The sequence below is a fragment of the Variovorax sp. VaC1 genome (assembly GCF_043658315.1).
Classification (GTDB): domain Bacteria; phylum Pseudomonadota; class Gammaproteobacteria; order Burkholderiales; family Burkholderiaceae_C; genus Variovorax.
Genome location: NZ_JBIGLT010000002.1, coordinates 359,755 through 371,977 on the forward strand (window position 1 = coordinate 359,755; position 12,223 = coordinate 371,977).

Below are 12,223 nucleotides of genomic sequence, written 5' to 3' on the forward strand. Positions count from 1 at the left end.
GTGCCCCCCACCCCCGCCCTCCCCCGAAGGGGAGGGAGTCAAGCGGGTTACTTGCTCAGGTCGAGCTTGTAGACCGAGCGGCCCTTGCCGCTGCCGTCATCGGCGGTCAGCACCGAGATGTTGTTCAGCCCGGCATCCGTCGCCGCGCTCAACTGCCCCTGCCCCGACGTGAACACCACGTTGCCCGCCGTCGTCACCTGCGTGAAGCGCCAGCTGCGTGCCGCGCCGTTGGTCGCGCGCGTGATGGTCTTCTTGGCCTTGATGTATTCGATCAACACATCACGGTTCGCATCGGGCGAGGCATAGATCGTCGCGCGTCCGTCCAGCGCGGGAATGAAGCTCGCACCGCTCGTCGCACGGTAGTTGTTCGTCGCGATGACGAACTCCTTCGCCGGGTCGATGGCCGCGCCCTTGTACATCAGGTTCTTGATGCGGCTTCCCACGTCCTGCGTCACGTCGATCTCGTACTGCACGTCCGGCGTGGTGAACATGTCGAAGTTGTAGCCCGGGAAGGTGCTGATGAGCTGCTGGTCTGCCGTCGCGGACGTGCTGATCTTGTTGAAGCGCTTGGCTGCCGCTTCGAGCCAGCCCTTGATCTCGGCGCCCGTGACCTTCACCGCATACACCGTGTTCGGGTACAGGTACAGGTCGGCCGCGTTGAAGATCGCCAGGTTGCCCACGGCCACGTCGGTGTAGTCGCGTCCGCCTTCATAGCCCGACTTGAAGGGCGCGCTCACCGACAGCACCGGCAGGCTCGCGTACTGCGGCAGGTTGGCCTGGATGTAGGCCGCCACGTAGTCGGCCTGTGCCTGGTTCACGATCTGGATCGCGCCCGGGTCGCCCACGTCCGCGAAGTAGGTGTTCATGCGGAAGTCGGTGCTGCCGATCGGCGTCTTCACGTAGGTGATCGCAGCCTGGTGCTGGGTTTCGATCAGCGGTGCGACGCTCGGGTCGGCATCGACGTAGATCGCCTTGCCGGCGCTGTCCTTGCCGGTCTGCGTGGAACGCAGCTCGACGTTGGTCTTGGTCTTGTCCACGCTCCAGGCCTTGCCGTCGTACACGAGGTCGAGCCGGATCAGGCCGAGCGCCTTGCCCCACGAGCTGGCCATCACGGCCGGCACGCCGTTGACGGTGCCGGCCTTGTTGTCCACGCCGGCCTGCTTGTAGCCCGGGTTGGTGCCGCGATCGGGGAAGGTGCCGTGCTGGTGGCCCATCATCAGCGCGTCGATGCCCGGCACCTTCGACAGGTAGAGGCCGGGGCTTTCCATCGTCGGCGAATAGGGCGAGGCATCGAGGCCGCCGTGCTGCAGCGCCACCACGATGTCCGCGCCCTTGGCGCGCAGTTCGGGGATGTACTTGTTGGCCGCTTCCACCGCGCCCTGGGTGCTCACCTTGCCTTCGAGGAAGCGCTTGTCCCAGTTCAGGATGCCGGGCGTGGTGAAGCCGATCACGCCGACCTTGATCGGCACCGTCACGGCCTTGCCGTCGGGGTCGGTCGCGGTGAACTGCTTGGTGACGATGGTGTAGGGCGCAATCAGCGGCTTGCCGCTCTTGATGCTCTGCACGTTGGCCAGCACCATCGGGAAGGTCGGGCCGGCGCACTTCTTGGAGCCATCGACGCCGTCGACGTCGAGGCCGCCGCCCAGCACCTGGTTGAGGAAGTCCAGCCCGTAGTTGAACTCGTGGTTGCCCAGCGTGCCGGCGTCGAAGCCCGAGGCGTTCATGACCTTGTAGATCGACAGCGGCTGCGTGCAGGGAATGCGGCTCACCAGCGCTTCGTAGTCGGCCAGCGCCGTGCCCTGGATGGTGTCGCCGTTGTCCAGCAGCACCGTGTTCGGAAACTCCTTGCGCGCCGCGTTGATCAGCGTGGCGGTGCGCTCGTAGCCGTACGACTTGTCTTCAGCGAGCTTGAAGTAGTCATAGCTGCGCACGTTGAAGTGCAGGTCGGTGGTCTCCAGCAATGCGACCGTCGTGCGCGTGCCTGCGGCCACCGGTGCTGGCGCGGGCGGCGCCGGGGGGTTCGGTGCCGGTGCGACCGGCGGAAAGATCGGGCCGCTGCTGCCCCCGCCACCACAGGCGGTGAGCGCGGCGGCCAGGATTGCGACACAGGCGGACATGGGGGCTAGGCGCCAAGGCGACGCGGCCACTGCTTTCTTCATCGAGGGATCTCCCTGCAAATTTGAGGAAGACGAAGTCTCTGAAAGCCGAGTGACAGGATGGTGAACTGGTCCTGACCTGAGGCGTGCCTACGACAGATGGTTCTTCAGGGGTATTGACGCATCGGCAATGGCCACCGGGTCGGGGCTGCGGCCGGCTTCGAGCAGCTTGCGGCTCATCATGTGGTCGACCGGCGCATTCACGGATTCGACACACACGAGCTGCCCGTCGACGTAATGGAACAGCGAGAACGCATCGGGCTTGGGCCCCGGACGGCGCACGCTGGTCAGGCCCGGCGTGCCTTCGGCAGGCATCAGCCCGACCATCTGCAGGCGCATGCTGCCCTGGTCGGACCAGAACCACGCGACGGCATCGTGCGTGCGCGCCGCGCCGGTGAGCGTGGCCACGGCCGTGCGTGCCTGGTCGTTGGCGTTTTGCACCGATTCGAGCCGCAGCGCACGGCCCGCGCGGCGATCGGGGAAGCGCGTGCAATCGCCCACCGCGAGCACGTCGGCCGCGCTGGTCTGCATGTGGCCGTCGACCACGATGCCGTCGGCGCATTCGAGGCCGGCCGCCTGCGCCAGCGCCGTCTCGGGCACCGCGCCGATGCCCAGCAGCAGCAGGTCCACCGGCTGCTTCGCGCCGTTGACCTGGATCGATGCGAGCCGGTCGCCTTCCACCTCGAACGCACCGGTCTGCGCGCCCAGCACGATGTCGATGCCGGCCGCGCGGTGCGTGGCGAGCACGTGCGCCGAGAGTTCGGGCGACACGGCACGGCCCAGCAGGCGCGGCGCGCTTTCGATCACCTGCACCGACTTGCCGAGCGCCTTGGCGGTGGCCGCCACTTCGAGCCCGATGAAGCCGCCGCCGAGCACCGTGACCCGTTCAGCCGAAGCGAGCCGCGTGCGCAGGCGATGCGCCTCGTCGGCGGCGCGCAGGCTGGCGACGTTCTCCAGCCCCGGCTTCAGCTCGGGCATCTGCCGTGCGCGCGTGCCGGTGGCCAGCACCAGCCGCTCCCAGGGCAGCACAGCGCCGGAACGCAGCGTGACGGTGCGGGCCTCGCGGTCGATGGCCACGGCCGCGTCGCCCAGGTGCAGCGTGATGCCGGCTTCGCGGTACCAGTCGGCGGCCTTGTGCGGTTGCGTCGCTTCCTCGGCGCTCTTCAGGAACGCCTTGGACAGCGGCGGCCGGTGGTAAGGCTCGCAAGCCTCCTCGCAGACCAGGTGCACGCGCGCGCCCTGCCCGGCTTCGGCAAGCCCCGCGCAAAGCTGGGCAGCGGCGTGGCCGCCGCCGATGATGACGATGGAACTCATGGAGAACAGTCTTTCGAAGTCGTTGTCTGGTTGTGCCTGCTTATTCGCCGCGATTGCGCATCCAGTCGGCCGTCTGGAAGAACGAGCCGCGCAGGCGCTCGCGCAATGCATCGGGCACTTCGGTCTCGCCCATGGCCTGGTCCATGCAGGCCAGCCATTGGTCGCGCTCCTTGATGCCGATGGTGTGGCCGCCGATGGCCTGCGGCATGTGGCGCGCACGCAGCATCGGATGGCCGAAGCGGTCGGTGTAATGCTGCGGGCCGCCGAGCCAGCCGCACAGGAACCAGAACAGCCGCTGGCGTGCGTTGTCGAGGCTGGTGCCGTGTACCGCGCGCAGTTGCGCGTAGGCCGGCTCGAGGTCCATCAGGTCGTAGAAGCGCTCGACCAGTGCCTCTACCTTGGGTTCGCCGCCGATCCACTCGAAAGGGGTTCCGGCGGGCGGTTTTTCTTGAATCTGCATGGCAGGGAGTATCCCAGCGCAGGCTTGCTAGACCTGGATGAGGCCTGGAATGCCCACGTCGGGGTTCACGTCGGCCTCGTAGTCCACGCCCTCGACGGCAAAGCCGAAGAGCCGCAAAAACTCGGTCTTGTAGCCGGCAAAGTCCGTCAGCTCGTACAGGTTCTCGTTGGTCACCTGGCCCCAGAGTTCCTGCACGCGGGCCTGCACCTGCGGCGCCAGTTCCTTGTAGTCCGCGCGCAGGCGGCCTTCGTCGTCGATGTGCGGTGCGGTGCCGTACAGGCTTTCGGCATAGAGCCCGTGCACCTGCTCGATGCAGCCTTCGTGCGTGCCCTCTGCCTTCATCACCTTGAACAGCAGCGACAGGTACAGCGGCATCATCGGGATGGCCGAGCTGGCCTGCGTGACCACCGCCTTCAGCACCGACACACGCGCGTCGCCGCCCTTCGCGGCCAGCGTCTGGCGAAGGCCGAGCACCTTCTGGTCGAGGTCTTTCTTGGCGGCGCCGATGGAGCCGTTCCAGTAGATGTCGTGCGTGATCTGCTCGCCCAGGTAGGTGAAGGCCGTGGTCTTGGCGCCATCGGCCAGCACGCCGGCCTGCTGCAGCGCGTCGATCCACATCTGCCAGTCTTCACCGCCCATCACGGCCACGGTGTTGTCGATCTCTTCCTGCGTGGCGGGCTGCAGCACCGAGTCTTTGACGACCTCGTTGTCGGTGTCCAGGCCGCGCAGGTTGACGGCTTTGCCGATGGGCTTGAGCGTCGAGTTGAAGACCTGCCCGGTCTTCGGATGCGTGCGCCGTGGCGCAGCCAGGCTGTAGACGACAAGATCAACCTGCCCGAGGTCGGCCCGGATCGTGTCGATGGTCTGCTGCTTCACCGCATCGGAAAAACCATCACCGTTGATGCTCTTCGCGTAGCGCCCTTCGGCCGTGGCCGCCTTATGGAAGGCGGCCGTGTTGTACCAGCCGGGCGATGCAGGCTTGGTCTCGCTGCCGGCACGCTCGAAGAACACGCCCAGCGTGTCGGCACCGCAGCCGAAGGCCGAGGTGATGCGCGCGGCCAGGCCGTAGCCGGTCGATGCGCCGATCACCAGCACGCGCTTCGGCCCGCCCGCGATGGGGCCCTGGGCCTTGACGTAGTCGATCTGTTGCTTGACGTTGGCTTCGCAACCCGTGGGGTGGGTCGTAATGCAGATGAAGCCGCGCACGCGCGGTTTGATGATCATGAAGAGCTCGCTAGATAAGACGCGGAACAGCAGCCGCGGGGAACGGCCGGAGCGCGTTTTGCGCCGCGAATTTAACCTAGGCCAGCAACGGCGCCTTCAGCAGCCACACAGGCAAAATGCCTGCGGCGCGGCTGCCAAGCGCGCGGACCACATCATTTCCTGAATCAGCCTGCAAAGGGGAGACGCAGCCATGGGGAGCTATTCGGAGCTGTATTTCTCGGATGCCACAACCAAGCCTGGGCAAGGAGAGCTTTCCGAAAGCTCTCCATACCTGCTGTCCAGAGACCATCTGCCCCTCCTCTGGCTCGCCCTCTATCGACGCGAGCACATCACCGAAGTGCCCGAGCCGAATGAGCCCGACAGCCTGTGGCCCTATCTGGTAGCGCCCCGGACGCAGGCCTTGGCAATACTTGCCGCGAGGCGCGAACTGTTGACTTCGCGCTTTCCCTCCATGAAGCCACTGTGGCTGGACCAGTTCACAACGATGCTCGAGCAGACCCCGTTTGCATTCGTTCATCTCGACACGATGGATATCGGCGCGATGCTCTACGCCGCGCCACAGTGGAGGCAAGTGCTTGAGGCACTGCTCGGCATATTCGAAACCGATGTATTCCAGGCCGAAGCGGGCTGGCAGCAGTTCCACGATGGCTACAGCGGCGCCTACGAAGGAGAGCGCGCTACAAAGCCGTGGACCTATTGCGGCGGCGGTGGCGCGGGATCACCCATGCCATGGGACCCACCTGAGTGAGCCGTGCGCCGCTCATAGCCGCACATGCATGTCGATATATGAATTGACCATTTAATGGTCTGAAGTTTTATTGATATGGTCTCGCCCTGCTTTCCATGAAGGAGAAGAACATGCGCTTGAACCTCATTGCCGCGGCAATCGCCGCCTCCACCCTGCTGCTCGGCACCGTCGCCCACGCCGACCAACTGGCCGACATCAAGAAGAAGGGCGAACTCGTGGTCGGCGTGCTCGGCACCGACGAGCCCGCCACCTTCATCGACCCGAAGACGCGCCAGATCGTCGGCTACGAAGTCGACCTGGCCAATGCCATCGCCAAGAAGATCGGCGTGAAGCCGGTGCTCAAGCAGATCGCCGTGGCCGCGCGCATTCCCGAGCTGCAGCAGGGCCACGTCGACCTGGTGGCCGCCGGCCTCACGCACAACAAGGAGCGCGAGGCGCAGATCGACTTTTCTCTCACCACCTTCGTGACCGGCCAGAAGGCCATCGTGAAGAAGGACAGCGGCATCACCGAAGTGCCGCAGCTCGGCGGCAAGAAGGTGCTGACCATCCGCGGCGGCACGCAAGAGCCGAACATCCGCAAGGCCGTGCCCACCGCCGAGGTCGTGACCTTCGACACGAGCCAGCAGGCCTTCCAGGCGCTGCAGCAGGGCAAGGGCGTGGGCTATGTGGACGACGAGGCCGCGCTGCTGCGCAGCTACGCCAAGCTCGGCCCGCAGAAGGCGCAGTACGTGGTGCTCAAGCAGAACCTGAGCACCGAGTCGCTGGCCATCGGCATCAAGAAGGGCGAAGCCGGCCTGAAGGCCGTGGTGGACGACACGCTGCGCGAACTCGAGAAGTCGGGCGAAGCGCAGAAGATCTTCATCAAGTGGTACGGCCCGGACACGGCCTCCGGCTTCCAGACGCGCGACTTCAAGCTCGAGACCGACAAGATCGACTGACGACCTCCCGGTATTTCTCCTTCCCCTTCCGGGGGAAGGCCGGGATGGGGACAAGCGGCCTGTGCACATGTCGCAGGCTGCGGCGCATTGATCGCCGCTGTGCCCCCACCCCCACCCTCCCCCAACGGGGGAGGGAGAAGATTCCCTCGCGACGGTGATACTGTCGCCCCCCATGCCCCTGTTCGACTATTCCTTGCTGCTGACCGGCAAGTACCACGACATGCTGGTCGCGGGCTTGCTGCTTTCGCTGCAACTGCTCGCCGCCGCGCTGGTGCTCGCGCTGCCCATCGCGCTGGTGGTGGCGCTGCTGCGGCTTTCGCCCTTCGCGCCGTTGCGCTGGCTCGGCTTTGCGTATGTCGAATCGATCCGCAACATCCCGTTGCTCGCGCACATGCTGTTCTGGTATTTCGGCGCGCCCGAGCTGCTGCCGGAGGGCATCAAGCGGTGGCTCTATGCCGGCCATATCGAGGCCTTCAGCGCGGTGATCGCGCTTGCGCTCTACACCGCCGCGTTCATGGCGGAAGACATCCGCAGCGGCATCCGCGCGATTCCCACGGTGCAGTTCGAGGCCGGGCGCGCGATGGGCTTCAGCTACCTGGCCACCATGCGCCGCGTGGTGCTGCCGCAGGCGCTGCGCGTGACCATTCCGCCGCTGATCTCGCAGACGCTGAGCCTGTGGAAAAACACCTCCATCGCCACCGTGATCGGCGTGGCCGAGCTGATGTACCAGGCGGGCCAGGTGGAGAGCGCGACCTTCCGCAGCTTCGAGTCCTTCGCGTTCGCGAGCGCGGCGTACCTCACGGTGTCGCTGGTTATCACCGGGCTGGCGACCTGGTATCAGCACCGCTTCCCGGTGCGGACCATCTGACGGAACAGCCGGCATGCTGCAGATCATCAACGACTACTGGGTCTACTTCCTCATCGGGCAGTACCCGAACGGGCCGCTCGGCGGCCTCGTGCTCACGCTGCTGCTGGCCTCGTGCGGGCTGATCCTGGCGCTGCCCCTGGGCATCGCGCTCGGCCTGGCGCGCGTGAGCCCGTGGCGCTGGCTGCGCTGGCCGGTGACGGGTTTCGTGTTCGTGGTGCGCGGCCTGCCGCTGCTGATGGTGATCTTCTGGGCCTACTTCTTCCTGCCCAGCGTGACCGGCATCAAGACCGACCAGTTCACCACCATGCTGATCGCGCTCGTGGTGTTCGACGCCGCCTACCTGGCCGAGATCGTGCGCGCCGGCATCCAGGGCCTGCCGCGCGGCCAGATGGAAAGCGCCCGCGCACTGGGCCTGAGCTATGGCCGCGCGATGCGCCTCGTGGTGCTGCCGCAGGCGCTGCGCAGCATGCTGCCTTCGCTGGTGAACCAGTTCGTCTCGACCATCAAGGAGACCTCGCTGGGCTACATCATCGGGTTGGCCGAGGTGTCGTTCATCGCGACGCAGATCAACACGCAGGTGTTCACCAAGCCGGCGCAGATCTACCTGATCCTGGGCCTGACCTACTTCATCCTGTGCTTCGGCCTGTCACGCTTCGCCTACTGGCTGGAGCGCCGGCTCGCGCGCCGCGGCCTCTCGGCCGCCGCTTCTACCGCCAAGGTGCCCGCATGATCGAACTCGAAAAAGTCAACAAGTGGTACGGCAGCTACCACGCCCTAGTCGACGTGACCGAGACCATCCACAAGGGCGAGGTGGTGGTCGTGTGCGGGCCGTCGGGCTCGGGCAAGTCGACATTGATCCGCACCTTCAACCGGCTGGAGCCGATCCAGTCGGGCCGCATCCTGCTCGAGGGCAAGGACATCCACGCGCCGGGTACTGATGTGAATGCCTTCCGCTCGCGCATCGGCTTCGTGTTCCAGCAGTTCAACTTGTTCCCGCACCTCACGGTGCTGCAGAACTGCACGATGGCGCCGATGCAATTGCGTGGCCTGTCGCGCAAGGAAGCCGAAGACCGTGCGATGGCGTTGCTGCAGCGCGTGGGCCTGTCGAACAAGGCTGACGCCTGGCCGAGCGAGCTGTCGGGCGGCCAGCAGCAGCGCGTGGCCATCGCGCGTGCGCTCGCGATGCAACCGCCGCTGATGCTGTTCGACGAACCCACCAGTGCGCTCGACCCCGAGATGGTCGGCGAGGTGCTGCTGGTGATGCGCGACCTCACGCGCGACGGCATGACCATGGTGTGCGTCACGCACGAGATGGGCTTTGCGCGCGAGGTGGCCGACCGCGTGCTCTTCATGGACGAAGGCAAGGTGCTGGAGCGCGCCACGCCCGACGATTTCTTCAACCGCCCGCAGCATCCCCGCGCGCAGCAGTTCCTTTCGGACATCCGCTCGCCGTTCGCGCACGGCGCATGACATGCTTTCCACGACGACCATGACCACCACTTCTTCCGACCTCCTCTCGCTGCCCGTGATCGACGTCGCCCCGCTCGTGGCCGGGACAGCGGCACGCGATGGCGTGGCCGCGCAGATCGGCGCGGCCTGCCGGGCACACGGCTTCTTCTATGTCACGGGCCATGGCGTCGACGCGGCGCTGGTGCAGCGGCTCGAAGACCTGAGCCACCAGTTCTTCGACCTGCCCGAAGAAACCAAGATGCAGTGGCGCATGGCGCTGGGCGGCCGTGCATGGCGCGGCTTCTTCCCGCTCGGCGGCGAGCTGACCTCGGGCCGGCCCGACTGGAAGGAAGGCCTGTACCTCGGCACCGAGCTGCCCGCCTCGCACCCGCTGGTGCAGGCAAAGACGCCGGTGCACGGGCCCAACCTGTTCCCCGACGTGCCGGATTTTCGCGAGACCATCCTTGGCTACATGGCGGCCGTCACGCAGCTCGGCCACCGGCTGATGGAAGGCATCGCGCTCAGCCTCGGGCTGCCGGCAACGTACTTCGCCGAGCGCTACACGGCCGATCCGCTGATCCTGTTCCGCCTCTTCAACTACCCCTCGCAGCCCGTGCCCGAAGGGCTCGATGTGCAATGGGGCGTGGGCGAGCACACCGACTACGGCCTGCTCACCATCCTTCACCAGGACAACGTGGGCGGCCTTGCCGTGCACACGCCGGGCGGCTGGATCGACGCGCCGCCGATTGCTGGCTCGTTCATCTGCAACATCGGCGACATGCTCGACCGCATGACCGGCGGGCTCTACAAGTCGACGCCGCACCGCGTCAAGCGCAACACCTCGGGCCGCGACCGGCTGTCGTTCCCGCTGTTCTTCGATCCGAATTTCGAGGCGCGCGTGCAGCGAATCGATGGACTTGCAGGCGCCGAGGCACTGGACGACAGCGCCGAGCGCTGGGACCGCGCCAACGTGCACGCCTTCAGTGGCCGCTATGGCGACTACCTGCTCGCGAAGGTGTCGAAGGTGTTCCCGCAGTTGCGCGACGAAGTGCTCTGAGCGGCCCCGCTCAGACCGGAGCGAAGGTCGACGCGGCGCGCATTTCCGGCGCCTCGTCGAGCGTGGGCAGCAGGGCCAGCAGCGCCTTCACGAGCGGCGACTCGTCCGTCTTGCGCCAGACCACCAGCGTGTCGACGGAAGTCTTCTCGCCCTTGAGCGGGCGGAACACCACGCCCTCGCGGTGCAATGCCTTCACGCAGGCCGGCACCAGGGCCACGCCCACGCCGCCCGACACCAGGCTGACGATGGTGTTCATCTGCCGCGCCGGAAACATGAGCGGGCTGAAGCCGCGCCGCATGCAGGTGGTGACGATGGCATCGAACATCTGCGGCCCGATGTGGCGCTCGAAGCCCAGGAAGCGCTCGCCGGAGAAGTTCTCCAGCGCCACGTTGCCGGGTCGCGCCAGCGGATGCGCCTCGGGCAGCGCGAGGATCAGCACGTCTTTCTGCACCAGCCGCGAGCCCAGCGTGGCGGGCATTTCCGCGGGTTGGAGCACCAGCCCCACGTCGAGGCGGCCGGATTCGACGTCCGCCACGATCTGCTCGGTGATGCCCTCGCGCAGCGCGACGGTGGCCTTGGGGTGATGCTCGGTGAACTGCCGCAAGGTGGGCGGCAGGAAGGTGTAGGCCGGCAGGCTGATGAAGCCGACGGCAATCGACCCCATGACGCCGGCGGCCGCGTCCTGGGCGCGCCGGCGCAGGGTTTCCAGCCCGCCCAGCACCGCGCGCGCGTCGCGCAGCGCCTCTTCGCCGGCCTGGGTGATGGCGATGCGGCGCGAGGTGCGCTCGAACAGCACCACGCCCAGCTCGTCTTCCATCTCCTTGATCGCCAGGCTCACCGGCGGCTGCGACAGGTTCAGCCGCTCGGCGGCGCGGCCGAAGTGCAGTTCCTCGGCCACGGCCACCAGGCAGCGCAGATGACGCAACTCCATCGATCTGAATCCTGTATTGATCTATATGAATTGTAGATTTGTTGCTATGGATTTCCACTCCTAGACTTTGTCCCGCTGCGTCGGCGTTACCCCTGTCGGCGCGCAAGGAGACAACGTGACGATTCAGAAAACGACGGGCCTGCCACGAGCACGCACCGTGGTTCACCCTGGCCCGTACGGGCCCGTGCGGATCAACCACATGCACGCCGACAAGGGCCGGCACTTTCGCCTTTCGCTGCCTGCGGGAGACACGCTGCACGACAGCCTCGTGCGGGCACTGGCCGCCGAGAACGTGGCCAGTGCGTCGATGACGCTGCTGGGCGGCGAACTCGACCGGCTGAGCTTCTGCATGGCGCTGCCCGACCCCACCGGCCGCGTGCTCGCCACCTACGGCGCCCCCGAGCAGTTGCGCCATGCGCGGCTGATCTTCGGCAACGCCACCTTGGGCCGCTCCGCCGGCGGCGCCGCTATCGTCCATTGCCACGGCGCATTCAGCGAAGCGCAGGGCCGGGTGCGCGGCGGCCACATCCTGACGGAGCGCACTGTGGTCGGGCCTGCGCCCGTGACCGTGGTGGTCACCGCGCTGGACAGCTTCGACCTGCGCGTGGCCTACGACGAAGAAACACGCATGCCCCTGATGCGGCCCGAAGCAAGGGCCGCCCATGTCTGATGTCCGCCTGATCGAACGCGGCCGCATGGGCCGCGTGGCCTACGCACGCATCGGCCCCAATGAAGACCTGATGCAGAGCGTCGAAAAGCTCTGCGTGGCCGAGGGCTTCGGCAACGCCTTCGTGCGCGGCGCGCTGGGCAGCCTGATCGACGCCTGCCTGGAGCGGCCCGACGGCTCCTGCCAGGTGATCCGCGGCCCCGCCGTGGAGGTCGTCAGCCTGGCCGGCGAGGTGCGGCGCCAGCCCGACGGCACGCTGCGCGCGGCGCTGACCGGCGTGGTGGCCGACACCCGGGGCCGTGTCTACGGCGGGCCCTTCGTGGCCGGCGCCAACACCGTGTGCGTCACCTTCGAGATCACGCTCGAGGAGTGGCTTCCTTCCGACGATTCCTGAACCCGCAACACCGAAGA

General features: G+C 66.7%; 13 protein-coding genes. 8 read left to right on the forward strand and 5 right to left on the reverse strand.

The window, feature by feature from the left end; all coding sequences use genetic code 11:
• Positions 1-47: 47 nt before the first annotated feature.
• The 4 genes from ACGLHS_RS08660 to fabV form a co-directional block, all read right to left on the reverse strand.
• A complete protein-coding gene (locus tag ACGLHS_RS08660) occupies positions 48-2,117 on the reverse strand; it encodes a bifunctional 2',3'-cyclic-nucleotide 2'-phosphodiesterase/3'-nucleotidase (protein WP_394478786.1) in 2,070 nt (689 codons plus the stop codon).
• A 129-nt stretch (positions 2,118-2,246) separates the two neighbouring features.
• Entirely contained in the window at positions 2,247-3,470 is a 1,224-nt protein-coding gene (locus ACGLHS_RS08665) for an NAD(P)/FAD-dependent oxidoreductase (protein WP_394478788.1), read from the reverse strand.
• 40 nt (positions 3,471-3,510) lie between these two features.
• Positions 3,511-3,930, reverse strand: coding sequence for a group II truncated hemoglobin (locus ACGLHS_RS08670; RefSeq protein WP_093238216.1), 420 nt, complete (start codon positions 3,928-3,930; stop codon positions 3,511-3,513).
• A 27-nt stretch (positions 3,931-3,957) separates the two neighbouring features.
• Positions 3,958-5,154, reverse strand: coding sequence for an enoyl-ACP reductase FabV (gene fabV / locus ACGLHS_RS08675; RefSeq protein ID WP_394478791.1), 1,197 nt, complete (start codon positions 5,152-5,154; stop codon positions 3,958-3,960).
• Positions 5,155-5,344: 190 nt separating this feature from the next.
• On the opposite strand from fabV, the gene ACGLHS_RS08680 reads away from it, so the two are divergent.
• The 6 genes from ACGLHS_RS08680 to ACGLHS_RS08705 all read left to right on the forward strand — a co-directional run bounded on the left by ACGLHS_RS08680 (position 5,345) and on the right by ACGLHS_RS08705 (position 10,214).
• On the forward strand, positions 5,345-5,902 hold the full coding sequence (locus ACGLHS_RS08680) for a hypothetical protein (protein ID WP_394478793.1): 558 nt from the start codon (positions 5,345-5,347) through the stop codon (positions 5,900-5,902).
• A 110-nt stretch (positions 5,903-6,012) separates the two neighbouring features.
• Complete coding sequence (locus ACGLHS_RS08685) at positions 6,013-6,840, forward strand: ABC transporter substrate-binding protein (protein ID WP_394478795.1); 828 nt, start codon at positions 6,013-6,015, stop codon at positions 6,838-6,840.
• 172 nt (positions 6,841-7,012) lie between these two features.
• A complete protein-coding gene (locus ACGLHS_RS08690) occupies positions 7,013-7,708 on the forward strand; it encodes an amino acid ABC transporter permease (protein ID WP_394478797.1) in 696 nt (231 codons plus the stop codon).
• A 13-nt stretch (positions 7,709-7,721) separates the two neighbouring features.
• A complete protein-coding gene (locus ACGLHS_RS08695) occupies positions 7,722-8,438 on the forward strand; it encodes an amino acid ABC transporter permease (RefSeq protein WP_394478799.1) in 717 nt (238 codons plus the stop codon).
• Positions 8,435-9,178, forward strand: coding sequence for an amino acid ABC transporter ATP-binding protein (locus ACGLHS_RS08700; RefSeq protein WP_093238209.1), 744 nt, complete (start codon positions 8,435-8,437; stop codon positions 9,176-9,178). The genes ACGLHS_RS08695 and ACGLHS_RS08700 overlap by 4 nt, the downstream gene beginning before the upstream one ends.
• Before the next feature lies 1 nt (position 9,179).
• The gene (locus tag ACGLHS_RS08705) at positions 9,180-10,214 is read left to right on the forward strand and encodes an isopenicillin N synthase family dioxygenase (protein ID WP_394478801.1); all 1,035 of its coding nucleotides are present in this window, start codon (positions 9,180-9,182) and stop codon (positions 10,212-10,214) included.
• Between the two features lie 10 nt (positions 10,215-10,224).
• Here ACGLHS_RS08705 and ACGLHS_RS08710 read toward each other — a convergent pair whose 3' ends face one another.
• The gene (locus ACGLHS_RS08710) at positions 10,225-11,145 is read right to left on the reverse strand and encodes a LysR substrate-binding domain-containing protein (RefSeq protein ID WP_394478803.1); all 921 of its coding nucleotides are present in this window, start codon (positions 11,143-11,145) and stop codon (positions 10,225-10,227) included.
• Between the two features lie 115 nt (positions 11,146-11,260).
• Between ACGLHS_RS08710 and ACGLHS_RS08715 the strand changes: the two genes are divergently transcribed.
• Together ACGLHS_RS08715 and ACGLHS_RS08720 are read left to right on the forward strand one after the other, a co-directional pair.
• Positions 11,261-11,815: a PCC domain-containing protein gene (locus ACGLHS_RS08715; RefSeq protein WP_394478805.1), complete on the forward strand. Its 555-nt coding sequence runs from the start codon at positions 11,261-11,263 to the stop codon at positions 11,813-11,815.
• Positions 11,808-12,206, forward strand: coding sequence for a PPC domain-containing DNA-binding protein (locus tag ACGLHS_RS08720; protein WP_394478807.1), 399 nt, complete (start codon positions 11,808-11,810; stop codon positions 12,204-12,206). Before ACGLHS_RS08715 ends, ACGLHS_RS08720 begins: the two co-directional genes overlap by 8 nt.
• Positions 12,207-12,223 lie beyond the last annotated feature (17 nt).